Genomic DNA, 23,876 nt, shown 5'->3' with positions numbered 1-23,876 from the left:
GCCTCAGCCCGCGGCGCGCTTGCGGGCCGGCCGCTCCGGCTGCGCCTCCCGGTTCTTCACCGACGCCTTGAGGGCGGCGAGCAGGTCGGCGACCTCGTCGTCCTCGGCCTCCTCCTCGGGCGCCTCGGGGAACGCGGTGCCGCCGGTGGCCTTGGCCTCGATCAGCTGGCGCAGCTGCACCTGGTAGTCGTCCTCGTACTGCTCCGGGTCGAACTCCGTCGCCATCGAGTCGATGAGCGAGGCGGCCATCGCCAGCTCCTGCGGGCGGATCTTCACGTCCTCGGTGAGGGCCGGGAACTCGGGCGTGCGCACCTCGTCGGGCCAGAGCAGCGTCTGCAGCACCATCACGTTGCCGACCACGCGCAGCGCGCACAGCCGCGTGCGGTTGCGGAGCGTGAAGGTGCAGATCGCGAGCCGGTCCGTCTCCTGCAGCGCCTGCCGCAGCAGCACGTACGCCTTGGGCGACTTCGACGAGGGCTCGAGGAAGTAGGGCTTGTCGAACATGATCGGGTCGACGTCCTCGCGCGGCACGAACTCCGTCACCGCGATCTCCCGGTGCTTCTCCACCGGCATCGACTTGATGTCCTCCTTGGACAGCACCACCGTGTCGCCGCCGTCGGACTCGTAGGCGTTCGCGATGTTCGCGAACTCGATCTCCTCGTCGGTGCCCTCGCGCACACGCTTGTACCGGATGCGGACCCCGTCCTTCGAGTCCACCTGGTGCGACTTCGCATCGTGGCTCTCGATCGCGGAGTACACCTTCACGGGCACGTTCACGAGCCCGAACGACAGCTCACCCGTCCATATCGCGCGCATGTGACCATTGTGACTGGTGAGGAGTCATATGGCGAGGGGAGATCCCGCAGCCGTCTCCGGGCTCCGAACGGGTCGCTTCTCGCCCGAGAAGGTGATGCGCGCTGCGCATCACCGAGACCCTGCAGGTCGAGCGCCCTTCGGCGGGCGGGGCGATGCGGGTGGCGCATCGCCGGTCGCGTTTGCCTCTCCGGCGCCCTACCGATCGGACTTCGGCCGCCCGCTTCCCGCGGCGAGGGGGCGATGCACCGGCCGCATCACCGGACGTTATCGCCCCAGGTCAGAGGCGATGCGTCCGGCGCATCACCGTTTCAGCGACACAGCTCCCCCGTTTCGGCGCGGCGGGTTCGATAATGGGGCCGTGGCGCAGATCCGGGAGAACCGCGAGGTCGACGGCGTCGGCGTGCAGCTGACCAACCTCGACAAGGTGCTCTATCCCGCCACGGGCACCACGAAGGCCGAGGTCATCGACTACTTCCAGGCCATCGCGCCGTTCGCGCTGCCGCACCTCCGCGATCGCCCGCTCACCCGCAAGCGCTGGCCCAACGGGGTGGACAAGACCGCCTTCTTCGAGAAGCGGCTGCCGAGCCACGCGCCCGCCTGGATCCGCCGCGGCAGCCAGTTCCACTCCGACGGCGAGTCCCAGTACCCGATCATCGAGAACGCCGCCGGCATGGTCTGGCTCGGCCAGCAGGCGGCGCTGGAACTGCACGTCCCGCAGTGGGCTTTCGTGCCCGACGGTGCCGCTTCCGACGGTGCCGACCCCGACCGCCCGGAGGTGCCCGGGCCGCCGAACCGCCTCGTGCTGGACCTGGACCCCGGCCCCGACGTCACCCTCGACGAGTGCGCCGCCCTCGCGCTGCGCATCCGCGAGCTGCTCGCCGCGATGGGCATGGAAGGCTACCCGGTGACGAGCGGGTCCAAGGGGCTGCACATCTACGCGCCCCTGCCCGGCGGCATCTCCGCGCAGGGCGCCCGCAAGGTCGCGCACGCGATCGCGTCGCAGCTGGAGGCCGAGTCGCCCGGGCTGGTCACCGCGTCGATGGCGAAGGACCAGCGCGGCGGCCGCGTCTTCGTCGACTGGTCGCAGAACAGCGCGTCCAAGACCACCGTCGCGCCCTACTCCCTGCGGGGGCGGGACCATCCGTGGGTCGCCGCGCCGCGCACCTGGGACGAGCTCGCCCGGCCCGGCCTGCGCCAGCTGGAGTTCGGGGAGGTACTCGCGCGGGCACTGGCCGAGGGCGACCTCCTCGCCGGCCTCGACGGTGCCGACGTCTCCGGTTCCGACGGTGCCGGGGCCGCGCCGTCGGGACCGTCGGCGCCGCCGCCGGAACCCGTCGACCTCGGCGAGTACCGCGCCAAGCGCGACGCACGCAATACGCCCGAGCCCTTCGGCGGCGCACCGTCGACCGGCGATCCGATCTTCGTCATCCAGGAGCACCACGCGCGGCGCCTGCACTACGACTTCCGACTGGAGCACGACGGCGTGCTCGCTTCCTGGGCCGTGCCGAAGAACCTGCCCGACGACCCGGAGATCAACCACCTCGCCGTCCGCACCGAGGACCACCCGATGGACTACGCGGCCTTCGAGGGCAGCATCCCCAAGGGCGAGTACGGCGGTGGCGACGTGAGCATCTGGGACCACGGCACCTACGAGCTGGAGAAGTGGCGCTCGAGCGAGGTGATCGTGACACTGCACGGGAATCGCCTGCAGGGCAAGCGGTACGCGCTGATCCGCACTGGCGAGAAGAACTGGCTCGCGCACCTCACCAAGGACAAGTCCGCGCCCGCCAAGCCGACGGCCGCGCTCGCACCGGATCCGATGCTGCCCACGGACTCCGCGATCGACGGGCTCGCCGCCGCGGACTGGGCCTTCGAGGGCAAGTGGGACGGCTACCGCATGATCGCGACGGTGCGCGGCGGCACCGTCTCCCTGCGCACCCGGTCGGGCCGCACCGTGACCGGCGAGTTCCCCGAGTTCGAGTCGCTGGCGGCCGATCTCGACGGGATGGACGTGGTGCTCGACGGCGAGGCGGTCGTGCTCGACCCGGACGGCGTCCCGTCGTTCCACCTGATGGCGGGCGGCGACACCCGGGCCGGCGCGGTGCAGCTGTACCTCTTCGACGTCCTGTCCCTGAACGGCGTCGACCTGACGAAGCGCCCGTGGACGGTGCGCCGCCAGGTACTGGAAGGCCTTGCGCCGCTGCTCGAGCACGACACGGCGGTGAGCGTGCCGCCGCTCGTCGACGCGGCGACCGGCGCGGAGGCCGCGGCGCTCAGCGCGGAGCTCGGCTGGGAGGGGATCATCGCGAAGCGGCGGGACTCGCCGTACCTGCCCGGGCAGCGGGTGCGCGCGTGGCTCAAGCACAAGAACTGGCGCGATCTGCAGGTCGCGATCGGCGGCTGGAAGCCGGGGAAGGGCTCGCGGGCGAACGGGATCGGCTCGGTGCTGGTGGGCCTGCCCGCGGAGACGGGGCTCGTCTACCTGGGGTCGGTGGGGTCGGGGTTCAGCGACCGCGACCTGGCGGCGCTCGCCGAGGAGCTGGAGCCGCTGCGCATGCGCCGCTCCCCGTTCACGGCCCCGATCGACGATCCGGAGGCCCGCGACGCGGTCTGGGTGCTGCCGAAGGTGATCGGCGACGTGCGGTACTCGTCGCTGCGCCGGGGCGGTCACCTGCGGCAACCCAGCTGGCGGGGCTTCCGTCGTGACCTGCTCCCCGGCGACCTGCCCTCCGCCGACGAGGCGCCGTGGGAGGGCCCCGAGGAATAGTTAGTGCACTATTGATTCGTGCACTACTCTTCTGCTACCGTCGGGACATGACAGATCCCGACCCTCTCGCCCTGGAACGCCAGGTGTGCTTCGCGCTGGCCGTCGCCAACCGCGCGGTGCTCTCGGTGTATCGGCCGATCCTGGCGCCGATGGGGCTCACCCACCCCCAGTACCTCGTGATGCTCGCGCTGTGGGAGGCGTCGCCGCGGTCGGTGAAGGAGATCGCCGAGGCGCTGCAGCTGGATTCGCCCACCCTGAGCCCGCTGCTCAAGCGGCTCGAGGCGCAGGGCCTGCTCACCCGCGGCCGCTCCGCGGACGACGAGCGCCGGATCGACGTCGAGCTCACCGAGGCCGGCCACGCGCTGCGCGAGCAGGCCCTCGCGGTGCCGCCCGCCGTGATCGACGCCCTGGGCGCCAGCCTCGCCGAGCTCGAGGACCTGCACCGCGTGCTCACCACCGTCAACGCCAAAGCGCTCGCCGCGGGCGCACTGAAGGAGTCCCGATGAACGCCGTCCACCGCCCCGATCCCCTGCACTACCTCGCCTGGGTCTACACCGGCTCGCTGCCGGAGCGGAACCGGGAGTGGGTGCGCCGCAACCTCACCCGCCGCAGCTGGGCGTTCCGCCATCTGATCCGCGGCCAGCTCGCCGTGCTCCCGGTGTACGCGCTGCTCATGCTGCTGCCCGGCCCGCTGGCGCTGCGCGGCGCCACGGTGCTGCTCGGCGCGCTGCTCGCGGTCTTCTACAACGCCGCCTACATGCGCCCCAACCGCGCGCGCCGGCTGGAGAAGAACGGCCTCGATCCCGAGCTCGAGAACCCCGCCGTGGCCGAGCGCCGCGATGCGACCCGCGCCGCCTACGAGGCCGCGTACGCCCCCGCCCGCGCCTGACACCACGCGCCGGACCCGCCGCCACCCGCGCGCGACGGCACCGTCGTAGCCTGGGAGCATGCCCGTCGTCCCGAGCGTCACCGTCCCCGGCGTCCGCGTCGGCCACTTCACCGACGCGGCGGCCCGCACCGGCTGCACCGTCGTGACCTTCCCCGACGGCACCGTCGGCTCCGGGGAGGTCCGCGGCGGCGCCCCCGCCTCCCGCGAGTTCGACCTGCTCTCCCCCGAGCGCTCCGTCGAGGAGATCCACGCCGCAGTCCTCACCGGGGGCTCCGCCTTCGGCCTGGCCTCCGCCGACGGGGTGATGCGCCGCCTCGAGGAGGAGGGCCGGGGCGTCGAGACCGTGGCGGGCCGCGTGCCGATCGTGCCCACCCTGGGCCTGTTCGACCTCATGGTCGGCGATCCGACGGTCCGCCCGACCGCCGAGAACGGCTACGCGGCAGCGGCTTCCGCGAGCACCGACACCGAGCTCCACGGCCTGATCGGCGCCGGCACCGGCGCCACTACCGGCAAGGCCCGCGGCCTGGAGAACCTGCACGACGCCGGCCTCGCGTACGCCGAGGTCCGCGCGGGCGACGTGGTCGTGGGCGCGCTGTGCGCCGTGAACGCCTTCGGCGACATCCTCACCGGCAAGGCCGGGACCCCCGACTTCGGCGGCTACGAGCCCTTCGGCGGCAACCGGCAGAACACAACCATCGGCGTGGTGATCACCAACGCGAAGCTCACCAAGATCGAGTGCCTCATCCTGGCGCAGGGCGCGCACGACGGGCTGGCCCGCGCGATCGACCCGCCGCACACCCGGTACGACGGCGACGCCTTCATCTCCGCCGCGACCGGCGAGGTGGACGCCAAGGTCGACGTGGTGCGGGCGCTGGCGATCTCCGCCGTCTCCGAGGCCATCCGCTCGCGCGCCTGACGACCTACGCTGAGTCGATGACCGTCGCCCGCCGCCCGCTGCGGGCCGTGTCGTGCGCGGTGTCGCTCCTCCTGCTCGGCGGGTGCGCGGTGGTCCAGCGCGACGAGGTCGCCGCACCCGAGGCACCGTCGAGCCCCACCGTCGTGATCACGACGCCCGTCGTGCAGCCCTACGACGTGGTGGCGCCCGGCCTCAAGCCCGCGACGGCGCCGAAACCCACCACCGGGTCCGGGATCACCACGTACGCCGACCCGTTCGGCGTGTACGCGAGCGTCTGCACCCTGGGCTTCCTCGCCCGCTACCCCGGCGGCCAGGTCGTGGCCTTCACCGCCGGGCACTGCGCCGAGCTGGCCGGGAAGGCCCGGCCGGGCCGCAATCCCGTCGCCCGCTACCTGACCCCGGACGGCGGCAGCACCCCGTTCGGCGAGTACATCAAGGCCACCCGCAGCACGCGCGGGCAGGACATCGCGATCATCCAGCTCGCGGGGAGCGACGTCGCCCCGGTCGCGCGGGCGATCGGCCCCGTCCGGGGCGTCAGCCGCACCGAGGACCTGCGCGCGGGGCGGCCGGAGATCTGCGTCGTCGGCGCGCGCACCGGCAAGCAATGCGGTGTGCTCGACGACGTGACCGGAACCCGCGTCACCTGGGCCGGAATCCCCGCCGTCGAGGGGGATTCGGGCGGCCCCGTCTACGCCCGGTGGCCCGACGGGACGTTCACCGCCGTCGGCGTGGTCAACACCGTGCACACCCGGCCCGACGGGACCGGGACCGGCGGCGGCACGGGCACCCTCATCGCCGCGGACATCAACGCCAACGAGATGACGCTGCTGGGCGTCTCGTGAGTACGGGTCAGCGCGTGAGGCTGGTGCCGAAGACGCGCAGCGCCCGGTAGTCGACCCGGAACCGGGCGCGGGTGTGCAGTTCGCCCGCCTCGCCGTCGTGGGCCACGCGGAAGGGCTCGTCGGCCTCGATGGTGACGACGGGCGCCTGCACCTCCCGGTAGACCTTGGAGTTGCGGATCCGCCCGCTGATCCAGGAGCCGAACAGGCGCGCCGTCGCGTTACCGTGGCCGTCCTCGAGGTACCGGACGTCGAGCACGCCGTCGTCGATCCGGGTCCGCCGCCCCGGCACAAAACCCGGTGCGCCGTACATGGAATTGCCGAGGAAGAAGAAGGAGACGGTGACCGGGCGGCCCTCGATCCGCACCTCCACCGGTGCGGTGTGCCGCAGCACCCGGCGCAGCGCGCGCACCGTCGCGGTGACGCGGCCGATGCGCCGCCGCTGGTACCGCGTGCGGGCGCGCACGAACTCCGGGTAGGCGCCGATGCTCGCGGTGTTGAGCAGCAGCTTCTCGTCGTTGAGCCACACCACGTCGACGTGGGCGAGGCGCCCGGCCCGGATCGATTCCACGACGGCGGCGACGGTCTCGGCGCCGATGTCCTTCGCGAAGTGGTTGAAGGTGCCCGCGGGGAAGACGGCCAGGGGCTTGTCCGCCGCGACGGCGTGCGCGGCGAGCGTCGCGACGGTGCCGTCGCCGCCCGCGACGCCGAGGAACTCCGCGCGCTCCGCCGCCTCGGTGGCGACGGCCTCGATGTCGGAATCCTCGTCGAGCTCGATGATCTCGGCCTTCGGCAGCGTGCTGCGGATCTCCTCCGCGACCCGGGTGCCGGTGCCGTCGCCGGACGCGGGGTTGAGCACGACCACGAGGCCGGCGCCGTCCTGGTCCGTCGCGATCCGCTCGACGGTGGGCTCCGGCGTCATGGTGCGGCTGTCGTCGACGGGCGGCACCAGGCGGGCGCCCGCGACGGCGACGCCCGCGCCGACGGCGAACCCGGCCAGCACGTCGCCCGGGTAATGGGCGCCGGTGGCGACCCGGGAGAAGCCCACCGCCCCGGCCAGGCAGGCGAGCGCGTATCCCGCGGTACGGTTCTCCAGCCCCACCCCAATCGCGAAAGCGGCCGCGGCGGCGGAGTGCCCGGACGGGAAGGAGGTCGACGTGGGCTGGCGGCGGGCCCGCTTGGCCGGCACCCCGTCGTGCACGGGGCGGCGGCGCGGATAGATCCGCTTGAGCCCCTGGTTCACGATGAGGCTGGTGACGGCCAGCGTGGCGACGCCGCGGACGGCGCCGCGGCGCGACGACAGCCCGCCCAGGCCGCCGAGACCCGCGGCGATCACCATCCACAGCTTCGAGTGGTCGGCCGCCGCCGACAGCGGGCGCATCGTCAGGTCCAGCAAAGGACTCGGCGAGACGGCGACCGCGTCGAACAGCCGGCGGTCGAGGTCGCTGAGCCCCTCGTGGAGCGTGCGGAGCGGGTGCGGCGCTGGATGATCCGGCATGAGCGCCAAGGTACTCCCGCCCCGGGGAGTCCGCGAGGGATCAGCGCAGGTGGACGGCGGCCGCGGCGTGGATCGCGTCGGCGAGGTGCTCGGTCGCGCGGGTGTGCAGCCGCCAGGACTGCCAGTACAGCTTCACGTCGACCGTGTCGTCCGTGAGCCGGATGAGCGCGCCACGGTCGATGGCGTCGCCGATGTCGGCCTCGGGCAGGCTGCCCCAGCCGAGACCGGCACGCACCGCGTAGGTGAAGCCCTCCGACGACGGGATGCGGTGCATCGGCGGCGACTCCTTCACGCCGCGGCGCTGCAGCACCTTGTTCTGCAGCTCGTCCTTGCGCAGGTCGAACTGCACGACGGGCATCTCGCGCCAGCGCCAGCGCCCGCCGGACCGCCAGCGCTCCGCGTAGCCGGGGGTGCACACCGGGAGGTAGCGCATAGTGCCGAGGTACTCGACGGCGCAGCCCTGCACCGGTTCCGGGTCGGTGGTGACGGCGCCGAGCACGGTGCCCGCGCGGAGCAGAGCGGCCGTGTGGTGCTCGTCGTCGACGACGAGGCGCAGCAACGGACCGTCAGGCAGGGCGGCGACCGCGGCGATCACGTCGCGGAACCACGTGGCGAGCGAGTCGGCGTTGACGCCCACGTCGAGCACGGCCGACGGTGCTCCTCCCGCGAGCCGGCCCAGCGCGTCGGCCTCGAGCGAGGCGACGCCGCGGGCCAGGCCGAGCAGCACCTCGCCCTGCGCGGTGGGGCGGCACGGGCCCTCGCGGGTGACGACCACGTGGCCCACCTGCTGCTCCAGGGCGCGGATCCGCTGGCTGACCGCCGACTGCGTGATCCGCAGGCGGGAGGCGGCCGCGCCGAAGCTCTCCTCCTCGACCACCGCGACGAGGGTCTCCAGGTGGTGCCCGCTCAGCATGAAGTGATTCTAATGGGTGATCGCCTTTTCGTATTGGCGCTAATGGTCGCCACGGCCCTAGCGTCGACGCCATGACCTCCGCACTCCTCGCCGGCCTCGGCCTCGGGCTCTCGCTGATCGTCGCGATCGGCGCCCAGAACGCCTACGTGCTGCAGGTGGGCGTGCGCGGGCGCGGTCTCGGCGCGGTGGTGGCGGTGTGCATCGCCTCGGACGTTGCCCTGATCCTCGCCGGGGTGGCCGGCCTCGGCGCCGCGGTCTCCGGCCGGCCGCTGCTCATGGAGGTGGTCAAGTGGGCGGGCGCCGTGGTGCTGGTGGGCTACGGCCTGCGGTCGCTGTGGTCGGCGCGGCGGTCGGAAGGACTGGTCGCGGGCGGCGACGGCGCCGCCTCGGTCGCGGCCGTCGTGACCGGCGTGCTGGTGCTGACCTGGCTGAACCCGCACGTCTACCTGGACACCGTGCTGCTGCTCGGCTCCGCGTCCACCCGCTACGGCGCCGACCGCTGGTGGTTCGCGCTCGGCGCCGTCGTCGCCAGCGTCGCGTGGTTCTGCCTGCTCGGCTTCGGCGCCCGCCGAATGTCGGGCGTGCTCGGCCGGCCCGGGGTGTGGCGGGCCATCAACGCCGCGATCGGCCTCCTGCTGCTGCTCCTGGCCCTGCGGCTCGCGACGATGCCCCTCGGCGGCTGACAGCGCTCGAGTCTGCACAGGGTGGGCGTGGTCGCGAGCCGCGCAGGCCGAAACGGAGGTCTGTCCTCGCAGAACAGTCATGCGTGGCACGCATGGCTGTTGCCTTCACTGGTCAGCGGCGTGTCCTCGTGATGAGGGCATGCGTCGCACGCATGCCCTCATTGCAGCGATCCTGTGGTGGCGGCGGGCGGAATCGGGCACGCCGCCGGAGCGCGTACGTTGGGATGCATGGCAGCTGTCACGATCATCGGTGGACACGGCAAGATCGCGCTCATCCTGGCGCGCGTCCTGAGTTCCCGGGGCGACGCGGTCACCTCGTGGATCCGCAACCCGGAACACGCGGCGGACGTCGCCGCGACCGGGGCGAAACCCCTGGTCCTCGACGTCGAGCACGCGTCGCGCGAGGAGATCGCGGCGGCACTCGCCGGCTCCGACGCCGTGGTCTTCTCTGCGGGCGCCGGAGGCGGGAACCCCGACCGCACGTACGCGGTGGACCGCGACGCGGCGATCCGCTCCGTGCAGGCCGCCGAGGCGGCGGGGGTGAAGCGCTACGTGATGGTCTCGTACCTCGGCGCCGCCCCCGATCACGGCGTCCCGGAGACCGACTCCTTCTTCGCTTACGCGGAGGCGAAGGCCGCCGCCGACGTCGCCGTGCGCGCCTCCGACCTGGACTGGACCGTGCTCATGCCGGGCCGACTCACCCTCGACGAGCCCACCGGGCGGGTGGATCCCGCGGCGGTGCGGGCCGTGGACAACCCCGGAACGTCGCGCGCGAACGTCGCGCTGGTGGCCGCTTCCGTGCTGGACCGGCCCGACACCGTCGGGAAGGACCTGCCCTTCACCGACGGCGACGTGCGCATCGAAGAGGCCTGGACCTAAGCCCCGCAGACGACGCGGGCCCGGCACCGTCGAAGGACGATGCCGGGCCCGTGTGCTGTCTGCGTCAGTGCATCGCGGCGAGGATGTCCTGCACGCGGTCCTTGGCGTCGCCGAAGAGCATCGCCGAGTTGTCGCGGAAGAACAGCGGGTTCTGGACACCGGCGTAGCCGGCGGCCATCGACCGCTTGAAGACGATCACGTTCTCGGCCTCCCACACGGTGAGCACCGGCATGCCCGCGATGGGGCTGCTCGGATCCTCCGACGCCGCCGGGTTCACGGTGTCGTTGGCACCGATCACCAGGACCACGTCGGTCTCGGGGAAGTCGTCGTTGATCTCGTCCATCTCGAGCACGATGTCGTACGGCACCTTCGCCTCGGCGAGGAGCACGTTCATGTGCCCGGGCAGGCGGCCGGCGACGGGGTGGATGCCGAAGCGGACCTCGACGCCCTTCTTGCGCAGCTCGCTGGTCAGCTCGGCGACGCCGTACTGCGCCTGCGCCACGGCCATGCCGTAGCCCGGGGTGATGACGACGGACTTGGCGCCGGTGAGGAGCTCGGCGACCTGCTCGGCGTTGACCTCGCGGTGCTCGCCGTAGTCCTTGTCCTCCGCCGGGCCGGCCTCGATGCCGAAGCCGCCCGCGATGACGGAGATGAACGAGCGGTTCATCGCCTTGCACATGATGTAGCTCAGGTACGCACCCGAGGAGCCGACGAGCGCACCCGTGACGATGAGCAGGTCGTTGCTCAGCAGGAAGCCGGACGCGGCCGCGGCCCAACCGGAGTAGCTGTTGAGCATCGAGATGACGACGGGCATGTCGCCGCCGCCGATCGACGCGACCAGGTGCCAGCCCAGGAAGAGGGCGAGCGCGGTGATCACGCCGAGCAGGATCATCGAGGTGTTGTCGCCGTGGGTGTCCCGCGAGACGTAGACCGCGGTGAGCACGATGAACACGACGATCGAGCCGACGTTGATGTAGTTCTTGCCGGGCAGCATGAGCGGCGCCGACTTCATCTTGCCGGAGAGCTTGCGGTTGGCGACGATCGAGCCGGTCAGGGTGACCGCACCGATGAAGATGCCGATCGCGATCTCGGCCTCATGGATGTTGGTGAGCGCGCGGACGTCGGCCGGGTTCACGCCGTCGGCGTGGAAGCCCTCGAGCGCGCCGTTCCAGCCGATGAGCACGGCCGCCAGGCCCACGAAGGAGTGGAGCAGGGCGATCAGCTCGGGCATGCCCGTCATCTCGACGATGCGCGCGCGCCAGAAGCCGATGACGGCGCCGACGATCAGGGCGCCGGCCAGGAGCGCGACCGGCAGCCAGGTCAGGTCGAGCTCGGGCTTGAGCACCTTGTCGATGACCAGCGCGATGGTCGCCACCAGGGCGATGCCCATGCCGACGATGCCGTAGGTCAGGCCGCTCTTGGAGGTCTCGTGCTTGGACAGCCCGGCCAGCGAGAGGATGAACAGCAGCGAGGCGACGATGTACGCCGCAACGGAGATTGCAGTGATACTCATGAGTTACTCATGCCCCCTTGCTGAACATGGCGAGCATGCGGCGGGTGACCGCGAAGCCACCGAAGATGTTGATCGACGCCACCAGGATCGCGATCGTCGACAGCACCAGGACCGTCGTGGTGTTGGTGGCGACCTGCAGCAGGGCGCCGACCACGACCACGCCGGAGATGGCGTTGGTGACCGACATCAGCGGCGTGTGCAGCGCGTGCGCGACGTTGCCGATGACGTAGTAACCGATGACGATGGCCAGCATGAGCACGGTGAAGTGCTGCGGCAGCGGGTTCGGCGAGAAGCTGATCAGCAGCCCGAACAGGAGCACGCCCACGAGGGTGAGCGAGACCTTCTTGGACGCCGACATCGGCTCCTTGACGGGCTTCGGCTCCACCGGCTCGACGGCCGCGGCCTTCGGCGCGGCCGAGACCTGCACCGGCGGCGGCGGGAAGAGCAGCTCGCCCGAGCGGGTCACGGTGATCGAGCGCTGAACCGGATCCTCGAAGTCGAGCACGAGCTGCCCGTCCTTCTCGGGCGTCACCAGCTTGAGCAGGTTGACGAGGTTCGTGCCGTACAGCTGCGAGGCCTGCGCGGGCAGACGGCCCGCGAGGTCGGTGTAGCCGATGATGGTGACGCCGTTGGGCGTGACGATCGCCTGGTCCTTGACGGTGCCGCCGACGTTGCCGCCGTTCTGCGCCGCCATGTCGACGATGACGCTGCCGGGCTTCATCGAGGCGACCATCTCCTCGGTGATGATCCGCGGCGCGGGGCGCCCGGGGATCAGAGCCGTGGTGATGATGATGTCGACGTCCTTGCACTGCTCGGCGTACAGCTGCGCCTCGCGTGCCTTGTAGTCGTCGCCCATCTCCTTGGCGTAGCCGGTGGCCGAGACCTCGGCCTCCTCGTTCTGCACGGAGAGGTACTCGCCGCCCAGCGACGCGACCTGGTCGGCCACCTCGGGGCGGGGGTCGGTCGCGCGCACGATGGCGCCGAGCGAGCCGGCGGCACCGATCGCGGCGAGGCCGGCGACGCCGGCGCCCACCACGAGCACCTTGGCCGGCGGGACCTTGCCCGCGGCGGTGACCTGGCCGGTGAAGAACCGGCCGAAGACGTGCGCGGCCTCGACGACGGCGCGGTAGCCGGCGATGTTCGCCATCGAGGACAGCACGTCCATCGACTGCGCGCGCGAGATGCGCGGCACCGACTCCATGGCGAACGCGGTCAGCTCGCGGCCGCGGAGATCCTCGAGCAGCTCGGGGTTCTGCGCGGGCGCCAGGAGTCCGGCGACGGTCGCGCCCGGGCGCATGCCGTCGAGCTGGGCGGCCGACGGGGCGTTGACGCCGAGCACCACATCGGCGGCGCGAGCGTCACCGATCGACGCGCCCGCCTCGACGTAGGCCTCGTCCGCGAACGAGGACGCGACACCGGCGCCCGAGTCCACGACCACCTCGTAGCCGAGCTTGATCAGCTGGGCCACCGTGGCGGGGGTTGCGGCGACGCGGGTCTCGCCCGGCTGTGCCTCTTTCAAAGCTCCGATGATCATGCGCAGCACTCCCGCTGCCGACCCGCGGACGGAGTCATGGTCGGTCCACCGACGTTCATTGATTCGTTCCTGTCGTCCCTACCGGGCCGCGGATGCGCGCCCGGAGCTCCGGCAACGGGTCGACTCCATGCGTGTACGACCCCGCCGCGGTGTGAACGGAGGCGAATTGACGCGGAAGGCCCGGGGTCGCCGGGCATCGCGAGGGCACGCTGGTCGCCTGATGCACAGAACAGTGGGCTGACCATAGCACGGCATAACTTACTGCTCGGTAGCCTCGTGAGCCGCATCACTCCACGGGATTCCGCCCGTGATCAGAGGCCTGACGGCGGCTCCTCGCCGGGCAGATCGACGCTCATGTAGCGGTCGATCAGTGTCGCGAATGTACGCAATTCCTCGCGGGACCAATCGGCCGTCCGGGCCTCGATCCGGCGACGCCATTCGCGGTCGGTCTCGGCCAGCACGCGCTCCGCCCGCTCGGTCAGGCGCAGCTGCCGGGATCGGGGGTTGCCGGGGTCGACGTCGCGGGTGATCAGGCCCCGTCGTTCGAGTCCCGCGAGCTGGCGGCTCGCGGTCGACTTGTCGATCGACACGGCCTCGGCCAGGTCGACGGCGCGGATCCCCGGCGACTCGTGCAACACGAACAGCAGCGTGAAGTCGACGTAGGAGACCTCCGCGCCCACGAACCGCGCGTCGCTGCGGATCCGCTTCGCCAGGCCGACGATGCCCCGGACGATGAGGTCGACCTCATCGGGGTCCGGCGGAGGGGGCCCCGGGGGGCCACCGGACATCAGTAGCCCCGGTCGGCGTCGATGACGGCGAGCGGCTCCATGTCGTTGGCGAAGCGGCGCACGTTGACCTCGACGCGGGCGAGCAGCGCGGGGCGCAGGTGCTGCGGCGGGTTCGCGACGTGCGGGGTGATGATCGCGTTGGGGATCGACCACAGGGGGTGGTCGTCGGGCAGCGGCTCGGGGTCGGTGACGTCCAGGCCGACGCCGCCGATCGTGCCCTTCTTCAGGGCCGCGACCAGCGCGTCCGTGTCGATCAGCGAGCCGCGCGCGACGTTGATGATCCAGGAGTGCGGCTGGAGCTGCGCCAGAACCTTCGCGTTGACCAGCGCGCGGGTCTCCGCGGTCGACGGTGCCGCCAGGATCACGTGATCGACGGCGGGCCAGACCTCGTCGAGGTGGTCGGCGGTCACCACGACCGCGTCGGAGACGTCGGTGCCCGAGCGGTTCACCGCGACGACCTTGACGCCGAGCCCGCGGAGCGCGGGGATGATGTCGCGACCGATGCCGCCCGCGCCGATGATCGCCACCGTCGTGCCGCCGAGCCGGCCCGTGCGGGCGCCGGCGCCGGCCGCGTCCCAGGACGTCTCTCGACGCCAGAGCCCGCGCACGCCGGCGAGCAGCAGCGCGATCGCCTGCTCGGCGACGGTGCCGGAGTAGGCGCCCGCGGCCGAGGTGAAGACGACCTTCGGGTTGCCCGCGATGACGCCGCTGTCGAGGAAGCCCTCGACACCCGCGAAGGGCAGCTGAACCCAGCGCACGCTCGGCGGGAGCTTCGGCAGGGGCGCGCGGGAATCGGTCCAGATGAGGCCGTCGGCGCGGGCCAGCGGGCCGGGTTCGCCGCCGCCCGCGGTGATCGCGGCGTCGAAATCGGGATCGGGCTTCGGACCCACGGCGATGACGGGCGCGTCGTCGAATGACATGTCGCAAAGCCTAATGAGCCCGCGTCGGTGCCGTGCCCAGCCGCGCCGATTCGATCTGTGAAAACTGAGACTTGTGTTACCTAGTGAGTCTCAAGTTAGGATTGAGACTATGTCGATGTCATTCCTCCACCCCGCGCAGCCGCGTCTCGCCGCGCTCCGGCGTCGCCTCGAGGCGACGCCCGTGGGCCGGCGGATCGACGAGGCGCGGCCGACCACCACCTGGAAGGTGGTCAGCTCGGTGGTCTACTCCGGCCTCATCGCCGCGCTCGTGATGGGGGCGGCGGTCCTGCTCCTGGGCGTCAAGCCGTCGAGCCCGGAGGTCGCGCCGGTGAGCTCCGTCGAGGTCGGCGACTGCGTCACCGTCTCCGGCGGCAACGCCACCCGCACCGGGTGCGACGGCGACGGCCTCAGCTTCGCCGTCGCCGAGAAGGCCGCCGCGAAGACCGCGTGCAGCCAGCCGAGCTACGCCCGCGTCGAGTCCGCGGGCGCCGTCCTGTGCGTCGTCCCCAAGCTCACTCTGGGCAACTGCTACCAGGTCAAGCCCGATACGGCCGCGACCACCGACATCCGTTCCGTCGCCTGCCCGTCCGCGACGGGCAGCGCACCGTCGAACGTGATCCGGGTGATCGAGCGGGCGGCGGGCGCCCCGCTGACCTGCCGCGGCTCGTCGGCGCTGAACTACGCCGCGCCGCAGCGCGTGAGCTACTGCATCGCGCCGGTCACCTAGACCGGAACACGAAGGAGGGGCGGCCGGGCATTCCAGCCGCCCCTCCTTCGTGCGCTTGGCGCCTCAGGCGTCGAGCTGCTCAGGCATCGAGATCCTGGGCGACGAGGGCGGCGATCGCGTCGACGGTGCCCTGATCGGCGGATTCGACGGTGACCTCCACGCCCTGCTCGGCGCCGAGGGTCATGATCATCAGCGCCGAGCCGGCGTCCACCGGCTCGCCGCCGGCGACGGACAGGGTGACCTCGTGGCCCGACTCGTTGACGGCGTTCGCGATCACGGCGGCGGGGCGGGCGTGCAGGCCGACGGCCGATCCGACGGCGACGGTGGTGCTGGGCATGTCTCTCCTCGTGGGGTGGTGTTCGTCTCCGCGCCGCCGGTCGGCCGCGGGAGTGGTCAGGACCAGTATTACGCGGCGACGGCCGCGGGCTGGGCGGATTCGGTCGCTGCGGCGTCCTCGCGGACGACGGACTTGGCCGCGACGACCGCGACGGCGCTCACCACGACGCCCGCGGCGAGGGCGATGAGGAACTTCCACCACGTGCCGTTCATGGCGAACAGGACGAAGACGCCGCCGTGCGGGGCGCGCAGCTGGGCGCCGAGCGCCATGGACAGGCCGCCGGTCACGGCGCCGCCGAGCATCATCGACGGGATCACCCGGAGCGGGTCGGCCGCGGCGAAGGGGATGGCGCCCTCGGAGATGAACGACGCCCCGAGGAACCAGGCGGCCTTGCCGTTCTCCCGCTCGGGCTCGGTGAACAGGCTCGGGCGCAGGACCGTGGAGGCCAGGGCCAGCGCCAGCGGCGGCACCATGCCCGCTGCCATGACGGCGGCCATCATCTCCCACTGCGGCACGCCGGCGGTGGCGAGCCCGATCCCGGCGACGCCGAAGGCGTAGGCCGCCTTGTTGACCGGGCCGCCCAGGTCGAAGCACATCATCAGGCCGAGGACCACGCCGAGCGCGATCTTGCTGCTGCCGCTCATCCCGTTGAGGGCGTCGGTCATGGCCTCGTTGACCCAGCGGAGCGGGCCGGCGAGCACCATGTACATCAGACCGCCGGTGATGAGCGTCGCGAACAGCGGGATGATCACCACCGGCATCAGGCCGCGGGCCCACTGCGGCAGCTGCAGCTTGCCGATCCACAGCGCGACGACGCCGGCCAGCAGGCCGCCGACGACGCCGCCGATGAAGCCGGCGTTGACGGTCACCGCGAGCACGCCGGCGACGAATCCCGGTGCGAGCCCCGGCCGGTCGGCGATGGCGTAGGCGATGTAGCCCGCGAGCACCGCGACCATGAGGCTCATCGCCGCCTGGCCCGTCGCGAAGCTGACCGAACCGAGGTACTGGAGCAGCCCGCCGTCGGGGAGGTTCCACAGGGAGTTGTGCAGGGCGACGTAGGCGCCGTCGGACATGCCTTCGGACAGAGTCGAGTTGCCGATCTCGTACCCGCCCAGCAGGAAGCCGAGCGCGATGAGCAGGCCGCCCGCGGCGACGAACGGGATCATGTAGCTGACGCCGGTGAGCAGGGCGCGCTTGAGCTGCCCGCCGAGACCCGTCGGCGCGGAGGCGGTTTCGCCGCTCGCGGCGGCGGCACCGTCGACCCTGGTGGCATTCGGATCAGAGGCGGCGGCGACCGCCTCGGCGATCATCGCGTCCGGCTCGTTGATGCCGCGCTTGACGCCGGAGGTGATGACGGGCTTGCCCGCGAAGCGCTCGCGGCCCTTCACGCCCACGTCGGTGGCGAAGACGACGGCGCCCGCGTCGGCGATGGTCTGCGCCGAGAGCGGCGTGGAGCCGGAGGATCCCTGGGTCTCCACGGTCAGCTCGACGCCGGCGCGCTCGGCGGCCAGCTTGAGGGCGTCCGCCGCCATGTAGGTGTGCGCGATCCCCGTGGGGCAGGCCGTGATCGCCACCAGCGAGGGCTTGTCCGACGGTGCCGCCGCCGGCGCCGGTGCCGCCGGGGCGGGCGTCGCCGAGGCAGCCGTGCCGGGAGCGGCGGGCTTCGGCTCCGCGGGTTTCGGGGTGATGACGCCCTCGACGAGGGCGACCACCTCCTCCGGCGTCGCGGCGGCGCGGAGCGACGCGGTGAACTCGGGCCGCACCAGGGCGCGGGCGAGCGCGCTGAGCAGCTTCATGTGCTGCGAGCCGCCGGATTCCGGTGCGGCGATGAGGAAGACGAGGTCGGCGCCGCCGTCGGGGGCGCCGAAGTCGACCTTCGGGTCGAGCCGGGCGAAGCCGAGGCTCGCGGCGGTGACGGCCGCGGCGCGGCAGTGCGGGATGGCGATGCCGCCGGGGAGGCCGGTGGCGGACTGGGCCTCACGCGCGAGCGCCGCCTCGACGAGACCGTCGACGGAGGTGGACCGGCCGGCGTCGGTGATGCGGGCAGCGAGGTAGGCGATCACCTCGTTCTTGTCGGTGCCGGCCGAGACGTCGAGCGCGACCAGTTCGGGCGCGATGATCGATTCGGTCATGGGGGTGTTCTCCGGTTCTGCTGGTGGATCGGGCGGATCGAGGGGACTACAGGGCGGTGACCCGCACGTCGGCGACGGCGAGCTCCTCCGGTCGGGGCGCCTGGGTGCCCGGCAGTGCGGCGGCCGCGGCGCCGTAGGCGACCGCGAGGGAAAGACGCTGCGGCGCATCGGCGCCGCGCGCATGAGCGATGAGGTAACCCGCGAGGGAACTGTCGCCGGCACCGACGGTGCTGCGCACCGAGATCGGCGGCGGGGTCGCTGCCCAGGCACCCTCGTCGGTGACCAGGAGCGCGCCGGCGGCGCCGAGCGTGGCGAGAACGGCGGCGCCCGTGTCGCGATGCAACTCCTCGGCGGCCGAGCGGACGGGCGCGAGATCGCCGGAGGCCGCGCGGCTCTCGAAGTCGGCGCCGGCCTCGGCGCCGCGGCCCACGAGCTCGGCGAGCTCCTCGGCGTTGGGCTTGAGCAGCGCGACGCCGCGCACCGCCGAGGCGGCGAGCGCCGGGCCGGAGGTGTCGACGGCGATGCGCGGGCCGCCCGGCGCGGCGCCGAGGCGCGCGGCGAGACGGGCGTACCAGTCTTCCGGAAGGCCGGGCGGCAGCGAGCCGCAGAGCGCGAGCCAGGCGGCACCGTCGGCGGCGGAGACGATCGCGTCCTCGAAGGCCCGCACCGTCTCCGGCGCCAACGGCGCCCCGGGCGCGTTGAGCTTGGTGGTGGTGCCGTCGGGCTCGGTGACGGTGATGTTGCTGCGGACCTCGTGGCCGACGGGCACCGGGATCGCGGGCACGCCGAGGCGGGAGAGCCCGACGAGCAGCGGGTCGCCCTGGTCGGCGGGGAGCACGGCGACGGTGCCCTCCCCCGCCGCGTGCACGACGCGGGAGACGTTGACGCCCTTACCCCCGGGGTCGGCGGCGGCGCCCTCGGCGCGGTGCACGGCGCCGCGGCGCAGCGGCCCGCCGAGGACGACGAGCCGGTCCAGGCTGGGGTTGGCGGTGACGGTGACGATCATCGGGCGGCGACCTCGACGTCCACGCCGTGGTCGGCGAGCGCCGTCGCGAGCGCGCCGGTGGGCGCCGCGTCGGTGACCAACACGTCGACCGCGCCCAGGCCGGCGAAGGCGACCAGGCTCTCCCGCCCGAACTTGGAGGCGTCGGCGACGAGGACCACGAAGTCGGCGGCGCGGACCATCGCGGTCTTGACCGCGGCCTCGTCGGCATCGGGGGTGGAGAGGCCGCGTTCGGCGCCGAGGCCGTTGGCGCCGATGATCGCGACGTCGGCGCGCAGCCCCGCGATCTCGGCGACAGTGCCGGCGCCGACCGCGGCCTGGGTGAGGCCCCGGACGCGGCCGCCGAGCAGCCGCAGTTCGACGGCCTCGCGGGTCGACAGCGCGGCCGCGACGGGCACGGAGTTGGTGATCGCGGTGATGTGCAGGGTGGCCGGGACCTCGCGGGCCGCGGCGATGGTCGTGGTGCCCGCGTCGAAGAGGACGGAGCCGCCCGCCGGGGGCAGGAAGCGCCGGGCCGCGGCACCGATCAGGCGCTTCGCCTCGGCGTTGGTGCCCTCGCGCTCCCCCAGGCCCGACTCGGCGCCGGCCAGGACGCCCGCGGCGACGACGCCGCCGTGCACCCGGCGCACGCCGCCGAGCCGCTCGAGCGCGTCCAGGTCGCGGCGCACCGTCTCCGGGGTCACGTCGAACCGCTCGGCCAGTTCCATGACCGACGCGCGGCCGCGGCCGCCGACCAGTTCACTGATCGCGCGCTGTCGTTCCTCCGCGTACATGACCCCTCCGAGTTCGTGGGTTTCTGTGGTTATGGTTTTGATTTTTCTGTTTTTACGCCTGTTTGTGTTGACAAGTCAAGAGGATTTCGTAATCTGTGTCACATGACTTCGCAGCAGTCGACCGCACCCGGCCTCGCCACCCTCACCGGCACCCCCGTCGTGCCCGGAGTCGCCTACGCGCCCGTCATGTGGCCCGGCGCGCGCCCCGAGGTGCCGCCGCCCGTCGACCTCCCGGAGGACGACCGGGACGCCGAGGCCGCCCGGTTCTCCACCGCGGCGCAGGCCGTGGCGGACCGGCTGCGGGCCCGCGCCGCACAGGCCCAGGGCGCGGCGGCGGAGGTCCTCGGGGCGAACGCGGGCCTCGCCTCCGACAAGGCGTGGATCGGCACCACGGAGAAGCTGATCCGGGCCGGCACGCCCGCCGCGAACGCCGTGGCGGCCGCGACCGACCAGTTCGCGGACGTCTTCACCAAGATCGGCGGCCTCATGGCCGAGCGCGTGACCGACCTGCGCGACGTGCGCGACCGCGTCGTCGCCGAGCTGCTCGGCGGCCCCGAGCCCGGCGTGCCGGTGCCGGATGCACCGTCGATCCTGCTGGCCGACGACCTCGCCCCGGCCGACACCGCGGGCCTCGATCCCGCACTCATCGTGGGCATCGGCACCCGGCTCGGCGGCGCGACCAGCCACACCGCGATCATCGCCCGGCAACTCGGCATCCCCTGCATCGTCGGGCTGACGGGGGCCGGCACCGTCGACGCGGGCACGCCCGTCCTCCTCGACGGCGGTGCGGGCACCGTCACCGTCGACCCGGACGAGGGCGACGCGCGGACGCGGGTCGCGGAGGCGGCCCGGGAGGCGGCCGAGATCGCCCGGTGGCGCGGCCCCGGACACACGTCCGACGGTGCCGCGGTCGCGATTCTCGCCAACGTGCAGGACGGGGTCACGGCGCGGGGCGCCGCCGAGCGACAGGTGGAGGGCGTCGGCCTGTTCCGGACCGAGCTGGCCTTCCTCGACCGGGCCGACGAGCCCTCGGTCGACGAGCAGGCCGCGCTGTACCGCGAGGTGATCGACGCCTTCGCCGGGCAGAAGGTCGTGATCCGCACGCTGGACGCCGGATCGGACAAGCCGCTGAAGTTCGTCGACCACGGCGAGGAGGAGAACCCCGCGCTGGGCGTGCGCGGCATCCGCATCGCGGTGGGCGACCCCGGCCTGCTGGACCGACAGCTGGACGCGATCGCCGCCGCGGCCGAGGGCGCCGCCGCGCAGCCGTGGGTGATGGCGCCGATGATCGCCACCGCCGCGGAGGCCCGCGAGTTCGCCGCCAAGTGCCGGGAGCGCGGGCTGACGGCGGGCGTCATGGTGGAGGTCCCGGCCGTCGCGCTGTGCGCGGACGCCGTGCTAGCGGAGGTGGACTTCGTCTCGCTCGGCACCAACGACCTCACCCAGTACGCCATGGCGGCCGACCGGATGAGCACCGAGCTCGCGGCGCTCACCGACCCGTGGCAGCCCGCGGTGCTGCGGCTGATCCAGCTCACCGCCCGGGCCGGCGCCGACGCGGACAAGCCGGTGGGCGTCTGCGGCGAGGCCGCGGCCGACCCGCTGCTGGCCTGCGTGCTCGTGGGCCTCGGCGTGACCTCGCTGTCGTGCGCGGCCGGCGCCGCCGCGGCCGTGGGCGCCCGGGTCGGCTCGGTGACGCTGCAGCAGTGCCGCTGGGCGGCCGAGGCGGCGGTCGCCGCGACGGACCCCCAGGCGGCCAGGGAGGCGGCGCGCGCCGCATTGGCCTGAAACCTGTCGGCCCCCGGTGCTAGACCTGAGGGCGTCACGGGTGCAGCGGGCGCCCGGCATCGGGCGAGGAGCCGTCATGATCGACCACTTCGGGATCAACTGTGCCGACCTGGACGCCGCGAAGCGATTCTACGACGGGGTGCTGGCGGTGCTCGGTTCGCGCCGCCTCATGGACTTCGAGGTGGCCGTCGGCTACGGCGTCGAGCAGCCCGTCTTCTGGATCTCCGGCGCCGCCGAGGGCGCCTCGAACCGGGAGGCGCACATCGCCTTCGCCGCGCCCGACACCGCCACCGTGGACGAGTTCCACCGGGTCGCCCTCGAGTTGGGCGCGGAGTCGCTGCACGCGCCGCGCCTGTGGCCCGAGTACCACCCCGGCTACTACGGCGCCTTCGTCCGCGACGCCGACGGCAACAACGTGGAGGCCGTCTTCCACGGGGCCGCGTAGAACCGGAATTCCGGAGATGTTCAGGACGGATTCACCAGACCCGGAATACATCGGACCGCAGTCCGGTTATGCTCGATGAGTCTTGAGAGTTCAACCATCGAAGGAGCATTCCCATGAGCAACGTCCTCCCCGCCGGCACCTACGTCGTCGATCCCGTCCACTCGTCCGTCGAGTTCTCCGTGCGCCACCTGATGGTGAGCAAGGTCAAGGGCCGGTTCGACGAGTTCAGCGGCACGATCACGGTCGCCGAGGACGGCACCGCGTCGCTGTCCGCCGAGGTCGACGTGACCTCCGTGAACACCCGCAACGCGCAGCGCGATGCGCACATCCGCACCGCCGACTTCTTCGACGCCGAGAACCACCCGAAGGCCACGTTCCTGTCGACCGGCGTCGCGGCGAAGGGCTCGGACTACGTGCTCACCGGCGAGCTGACCCTGCGCGGCGTCACCAAGCCCGTCGAGTTCGAGCTCGAGTTCCTCGGCACCAACCCCGGCATGGGCCAGGGCGAGGTCGCGGCGTTCGAGGCCAAGACCGTCATCACCCGCCAGGACTTCGGCATCACCATCGACATGCCGCTCGAGACCGGCGGCAAGGTCATCGGCGACAAGATCACCCTGACCCTCGACATCGAGGCCCTGCGCCAGGCCTGATCCACAGCGCGACGAAGCCCCCGACCGCCGGAGCGCGGTGCGGGGGCTTCGTCGTCGGGCTCAGTAGTGGAAGGTGTCCGACGGTGCCGGGGCGTGCTCGCCGTCCAGGCCGTCGGCCACGACGATGCCGTAGGCGCGGGCCAGGTCGAGGATCTTCGTGGCCCGCGCGATGCGGGGCAGGTCCGAGCCGTTGCGGATCTCGCCACCGTCGCGGTCGAACTCCGCGAAGAACTCTCGCGACCAGCGGATGTCCTCCGGCGAGGGGCTCAGGCCCTCGTTCACCGGGTGGCACTGGTCTGGCGTGAGGCAGATCTTGCCGGTCATGCCGAACTCGGCGGAGACCGCGGTCGCCTCCGTCAGCAGCAGGCCCTTGGAGCCGACGGTCGGCCCGTCGATCGCGCCCGGCAGGTGCGCGGCCTTGGCGGCGATGGTGAACCGCGAGCGGGCGTAGGCCAGCGTCCTCGGATCGCCGCCGAAGCCGGTGTCGCGGCGGAAGTCGCCGATGCCGAAGGCCAGGCGGAAGGTGCCCTTCGCGGACGCGATCTCGCTGATCCGCTCCAGGCCGCGCGCGGTCTCCACCAGCGCGACGATGAGGGTGTCCGGCAGCCGCTTGGCGGTCTCGGTGACGTGGTCCATGGACTCGACCATCGCGAGCATGACGCCGCCGAGGTGCTTCGCCTCCCGCAGCGCCTCCAGGTCGTCGGCCCACCACTGCGTGCCGAAGCCGTTGACGCGGACCCACCCGTTGTTCGGCGTCCCGTCGACCTCGCGGCTGAGCCAGTCGACCACGTTGTTCCGCGCGACCGTCTTGTCCTTGGGCGCGACGGCGTCCTCAATGTCCAGCACCACGATGTCCGCGCGGGAGCGGGCCGCCGCGTCGAAGCGCTCCGGCTGCGCGGCGTTGACGAGCAGCCAACTGCGAGCGAGCACGGGATCGATGCGGAAGCCGACGGGCTCGTCGGTCTCGGTCGTGGGGGTGAGCGGGGCCATCGTCTGCAACCTCGGGTTTCTGCTGTGGGTTCGCTGACGAGGGTACCGATACGCGGGAAGGCCCCGGGCAGGTGCCCGG

General features: G+C 72.5%; 23 protein-coding genes. 11 read left to right on the top strand and 12 right to left on the bottom strand.

Translation table 11 applies throughout. The features are described 5' to 3' along the window. Positions 1–3: 3 nt before the first annotated feature. On the bottom strand, positions 4–816 hold the full coding sequence (locus ACLQ3K_RS04855) for a Ku protein (RefSeq protein WP_425997454.1): 813 nt from the start codon (positions 814–816) through the stop codon (positions 4–6). 358 nt (positions 817–1,174) lie between these two features. On the opposite strand from ACLQ3K_RS04855, the gene ACLQ3K_RS04850 reads away from it, so the two are divergent. Genes ACLQ3K_RS04850 through ACLQ3K_RS04830 form a run of 5 tightly spaced genes read left to right on the top strand, consistent with a single transcriptional unit; the run spans position 1,175 to position 6,230 of the window. Continuing rightward, positions 1,175–3,583 (top strand): ATP-dependent DNA ligase, encoded by a 2,409-nt coding sequence (locus ACLQ3K_RS04850; protein ID WP_425997452.1) that lies wholly within the window; start codon positions 1,175–1,177, stop codon positions 3,581–3,583. Between the two features lie 47 nt (positions 3,584–3,630). Continuing rightward, the gene (locus ACLQ3K_RS04845) at positions 3,631–4,089 is read left to right on the top strand and encodes a MarR family winged helix-turn-helix transcriptional regulator (RefSeq protein ID WP_224651716.1); all 459 of its coding nucleotides are present in this window, start codon (positions 3,631–3,633) and stop codon (positions 4,087–4,089) included. Then, positions 4,086–4,472, top strand: coding sequence for a DUF5313 family protein (locus ACLQ3K_RS04840; RefSeq protein WP_224651714.1), 387 nt, complete (start codon positions 4,086–4,088; stop codon positions 4,470–4,472). Before ACLQ3K_RS04845 ends, ACLQ3K_RS04840 begins: the two co-directional genes overlap by 4 nt. Before the next feature lie 58 nt (positions 4,473–4,530). Then, positions 4,531–5,388: a P1 family peptidase gene (locus ACLQ3K_RS04835; RefSeq protein WP_425997449.1), complete on the top strand. Its 858-nt coding sequence runs from the start codon at positions 4,531–4,533 to the stop codon at positions 5,386–5,388. Between the two features lie 17 nt (positions 5,389–5,405). Next, positions 5,406–6,230, top strand: coding sequence for a hypothetical protein (locus ACLQ3K_RS04830; protein ID WP_425997447.1), 825 nt, complete (start codon positions 5,406–5,408; stop codon positions 6,228–6,230). 7 nt (positions 6,231–6,237) lie between these two features. Here the strand turns inward: ACLQ3K_RS04830 and ACLQ3K_RS04825 are convergent, their stop codons facing one another. Together ACLQ3K_RS04825 and ACLQ3K_RS04820 are read right to left on the bottom strand one after the other, a co-directional pair. Continuing rightward, positions 6,238–7,725: a bifunctional phosphatase PAP2/diacylglycerol kinase family protein gene (locus ACLQ3K_RS04825; RefSeq protein ID WP_425997445.1), complete on the bottom strand. Its 1,488-nt coding sequence runs from the start codon at positions 7,723–7,725 to the stop codon at positions 6,238–6,240. A gap of 40 nt (positions 7,726–7,765) precedes the next feature. Beyond that, positions 7,766–8,638 carry a LysR family transcriptional regulator ArgP gene (locus tag ACLQ3K_RS04820; RefSeq protein ID WP_425997443.1) on the bottom strand — a complete coding sequence of 291 codons (873 nt, stop codon included), beginning with the start codon at positions 8,636–8,638 and terminating at the stop codon, positions 7,766–7,768. Between the two features lie 71 nt (positions 8,639–8,709). Here ACLQ3K_RS04820 and ACLQ3K_RS04815 point away from each other — a divergent pair, with 71 nt between their 5' ends. Together ACLQ3K_RS04815 and ACLQ3K_RS04810 are read left to right on the top strand one after the other, a co-directional pair. Then, positions 8,710–9,321, top strand: coding sequence for a LysE/ArgO family amino acid transporter (locus tag ACLQ3K_RS04815; RefSeq protein ID WP_224648043.1), 612 nt, complete (start codon positions 8,710–8,712; stop codon positions 9,319–9,321). A gap of 228 nt (positions 9,322–9,549) precedes the next feature. Further along, positions 9,550–10,200: an NAD(P)H-binding protein gene (locus tag ACLQ3K_RS04810; protein WP_425997441.1), complete on the top strand. Its 651-nt coding sequence runs from the start codon at positions 9,550–9,552 to the stop codon at positions 10,198–10,200. A 64-nt stretch (positions 10,201–10,264) separates the two neighbouring features. On the opposite strand, the gene pntB is transcribed toward ACLQ3K_RS04810, so the two are convergent. From pntB to ACLQ3K_RS04790, 4 genes are all read right to left on the bottom strand, one after another. After that, complete coding sequence (pntB, locus tag ACLQ3K_RS04805) at positions 10,265–11,713, bottom strand: Re/Si-specific NAD(P)(+) transhydrogenase subunit beta (RefSeq protein ID WP_425997439.1); 1,449 nt, start codon at positions 11,711–11,713, stop codon at positions 10,265–10,267. 7 nt (positions 11,714–11,720) lie between these two features. After that, positions 11,721–13,247 (bottom strand): Re/Si-specific NAD(P)(+) transhydrogenase subunit alpha, encoded by a 1,527-nt coding sequence (locus tag ACLQ3K_RS04800; RefSeq protein WP_224648040.1) that lies wholly within the window; start codon positions 13,245–13,247, stop codon positions 11,721–11,723. A gap of 311 nt (positions 13,248–13,558) precedes the next feature. Continuing rightward, a complete protein-coding gene (locus ACLQ3K_RS04795; RefSeq protein ID WP_224648039.1) occupies positions 13,559–14,035 on the bottom strand; it encodes a MarR family winged helix-turn-helix transcriptional regulator in 477 nt (158 codons plus the stop codon). Next, the gene (locus ACLQ3K_RS04790) at positions 14,035–14,955 is read right to left on the bottom strand and encodes a D-isomer specific 2-hydroxyacid dehydrogenase family protein (protein WP_425997436.1); all 921 of its coding nucleotides are present in this window, start codon (positions 14,953–14,955) and stop codon (positions 14,035–14,037) included. The genes ACLQ3K_RS04795 and ACLQ3K_RS04790 overlap by 1 nt, the downstream gene beginning before the upstream one ends. A 115-nt stretch (positions 14,956–15,070) precedes the next feature. Here ACLQ3K_RS04790 and ACLQ3K_RS04785 point away from each other — a divergent pair, with 115 nt between their 5' ends. Further along, a complete protein-coding gene (locus ACLQ3K_RS04785; RefSeq protein ID WP_425997434.1) occupies positions 15,071–15,682 on the top strand; it encodes a hypothetical protein in 612 nt (203 codons plus the stop codon). Between the two features lie 79 nt (positions 15,683–15,761). Here ACLQ3K_RS04785 and ACLQ3K_RS04780 read toward each other — a convergent pair whose 3' ends face one another. The 4 genes from ACLQ3K_RS04780 to ACLQ3K_RS04765 all read right to left on the bottom strand — a co-directional run bounded on the left by ACLQ3K_RS04780 (position 15,762) and on the right by ACLQ3K_RS04765 (position 19,927). Then, positions 15,762–16,019: an HPr family phosphocarrier protein gene (locus ACLQ3K_RS04780; RefSeq protein ID WP_068523395.1), complete on the bottom strand. Its 258-nt coding sequence runs from the start codon at positions 16,017–16,019 to the stop codon at positions 15,762–15,764. 68 nt (positions 16,020–16,087) lie between these two features. Beyond that, a complete protein-coding gene (locus ACLQ3K_RS04775) occupies positions 16,088–18,151 on the bottom strand; it encodes a PTS fructose transporter subunit IIABC (protein WP_425997432.1) in 2,064 nt (687 codons plus the stop codon). A gap of 46 nt (positions 18,152–18,197) precedes the next feature. Beyond that, the gene (locus tag ACLQ3K_RS04770; RefSeq protein WP_425997430.1) at positions 18,198–19,157 is read right to left on the bottom strand and encodes a 1-phosphofructokinase family hexose kinase; all 960 of its coding nucleotides are present in this window, start codon (positions 19,155–19,157) and stop codon (positions 18,198–18,200) included. Then, entirely contained in the window at positions 19,154–19,927 is a 774-nt protein-coding gene (locus ACLQ3K_RS04765; protein ID WP_425997428.1) for a DeoR/GlpR family DNA-binding transcription regulator, read from the bottom strand. Before ACLQ3K_RS04765 ends, ACLQ3K_RS04770 begins: the two co-directional genes overlap by 4 nt. 102 nt (positions 19,928–20,029) lie before the next feature. Between ACLQ3K_RS04765 and ACLQ3K_RS04760 the strand changes: the two genes are divergently transcribed. The 3 genes from ACLQ3K_RS04760 (at position 20,030) to ACLQ3K_RS04750 (ending at position 22,807) form a co-directional block, all read left to right on the top strand. Continuing rightward, positions 20,030–21,712, top strand: a complete 1,683-nt coding sequence (locus ACLQ3K_RS04760; RefSeq protein WP_425997426.1) for a phosphoenolpyruvate--protein phosphotransferase — start codon at positions 20,030–20,032, stop codon at positions 21,710–21,712. Between the two features lie 76 nt (positions 21,713–21,788). Beyond that, a complete protein-coding gene (locus ACLQ3K_RS04755; RefSeq protein ID WP_224648032.1) occupies positions 21,789–22,157 on the top strand; it encodes a VOC family protein in 369 nt (122 codons plus the stop codon). Positions 22,158–22,270: 113 nt separating this feature from the next. Continuing rightward, positions 22,271–22,807 carry a YceI family protein gene (locus ACLQ3K_RS04750; protein ID WP_224648031.1) on the top strand — a complete coding sequence of 179 codons (537 nt, stop codon included), beginning with the start codon at positions 22,271–22,273 and terminating at the stop codon, positions 22,805–22,807. 60 nt (positions 22,808–22,867) lie between these two features. Here the strand turns inward: ACLQ3K_RS04750 and ACLQ3K_RS04745 are convergent, their stop codons facing one another. Then, complete coding sequence (locus ACLQ3K_RS04745) at positions 22,868–23,797, bottom strand: HpcH/HpaI aldolase/citrate lyase family protein (protein ID WP_425997423.1); 930 nt, start codon at positions 23,795–23,797, stop codon at positions 22,868–22,870. Between the last annotated feature and the right edge of the window lie 79 nt (positions 23,798–23,876).

It is taken from the genome of Tsukamurella sp. DT100 (assembly GCF_049844855.1).
Lineage (GTDB): Bacteria > Actinomycetota > Actinomycetes > Mycobacteriales > Mycobacteriaceae > Tsukamurella.
This window is presented reverse-complemented; position numbering and strand designations above follow the sequence as displayed.

Bases quoted from the DNA above. Each gene is read 5' to 3' on its own strand.
- ACLQ3K_RS04855 (WP_425997454.1), bottom strand. From the start codon at position 816: ATGCGCGCGATATGGACGGGTGAGCTGTCGTTCGGGCTCGTGAACGTG.
- ACLQ3K_RS04845 (WP_224651716.1), top strand. From the start codon at position 3,631: ATGACAGATCCCGACCCTCTCGCCCTGGAACGCCAGGTGTGCTTCGCG.
- ACLQ3K_RS04840 (WP_224651714.1), top strand. From the start codon at position 4,086: ATGAACGCCGTCCACCGCCCCGATCCCCTGCACTACCTCGCCTGGGTC.
- ACLQ3K_RS04835 (WP_425997449.1), top strand. From the start codon at position 4,531: ATGCCCGTCGTCCCGAGCGTCACCGTCCCCGGCGTCCGCGTCGGCCAC.
- ACLQ3K_RS04830 (WP_425997447.1), top strand. From the start codon at position 5,406: ATGACCGTCGCCCGCCGCCCGCTGCGGGCCGTGTCGTGCGCGGTGTCG.
- ACLQ3K_RS04825 (WP_425997445.1), bottom strand. From the start codon at position 7,725: ATGCCGGATCATCCAGCGCCGCACCCGCTCCGCACGCTCCACGAGGGG.
- ACLQ3K_RS04820 (WP_425997443.1), bottom strand. From the start codon at position 8,638: ATGCTGAGCGGGCACCACCTGGAGACCCTCGTCGCGGTGGTCGAGGAG.
- ACLQ3K_RS04815 (WP_224648043.1), top strand. From the start codon at position 8,710: ATGACCTCCGCACTCCTCGCCGGCCTCGGCCTCGGGCTCTCGCTGATC.
- ACLQ3K_RS04810 (WP_425997441.1), top strand. From the start codon at position 9,550: ATGGCAGCTGTCACGATCATCGGTGGACACGGCAAGATCGCGCTCATC.
- pntB (WP_425997439.1), bottom strand. From the start codon at position 11,713: ATGAGTATCACTGCAATCTCCGTTGCGGCGTACATCGTCGCCTCGCTG.
- ACLQ3K_RS04800 (WP_224648040.1), bottom strand. From the start codon at position 13,247: ATGATCATCGGAGCTTTGAAAGAGGCACAGCCGGGCGAGACCCGCGTC.
- ACLQ3K_RS04795 (WP_224648039.1), bottom strand. From the start codon at position 14,035: ATGTCCGGTGGCCCCCCGGGGCCCCCTCCGCCGGACCCCGATGAGGTC.
- ACLQ3K_RS04790 (WP_425997436.1), bottom strand. From the start codon at position 14,955: ATGTCATTCGACGACGCGCCCGTCATCGCCGTGGGTCCGAAGCCCGAT.
- ACLQ3K_RS04785 (WP_425997434.1), top strand. From the start codon at position 15,071: ATGTCATTCCTCCACCCCGCGCAGCCGCGTCTCGCCGCGCTCCGGCGT.
- ACLQ3K_RS04780 (WP_068523395.1), bottom strand. From the start codon at position 16,019: ATGCCCAGCACCACCGTCGCCGTCGGATCGGCCGTCGGCCTGCACGCC.
- ACLQ3K_RS04775 (WP_425997432.1), bottom strand. From the start codon at position 18,151: ATGACCGAATCGATCATCGCGCCCGAACTGGTCGCGCTCGACGTCTCG.
- ACLQ3K_RS04770 (WP_425997430.1), bottom strand. From the start codon at position 19,157: ATGATCGTCACCGTCACCGCCAACCCCAGCCTGGACCGGCTCGTCGTC.
- ACLQ3K_RS04765 (WP_425997428.1), bottom strand. From the start codon at position 19,927: ATGTACGCGGAGGAACGACAGCGCGCGATCAGTGAACTGGTCGGCGGC.
- ACLQ3K_RS04760 (WP_425997426.1), top strand. From the start codon at position 20,030: ATGACTTCGCAGCAGTCGACCGCACCCGGCCTCGCCACCCTCACCGGC.
- ACLQ3K_RS04755 (WP_224648032.1), top strand. From the start codon at position 21,789: ATGATCGACCACTTCGGGATCAACTGTGCCGACCTGGACGCCGCGAAG.
- ACLQ3K_RS04750 (WP_224648031.1), top strand. From the start codon at position 22,271: ATGAGCAACGTCCTCCCCGCCGGCACCTACGTCGTCGATCCCGTCCAC.
- ACLQ3K_RS04745 (WP_425997423.1), bottom strand. From the start codon at position 23,797: ATGGCCCCGCTCACCCCCACGACCGAGACCGACGAGCCCGTCGGCTTC.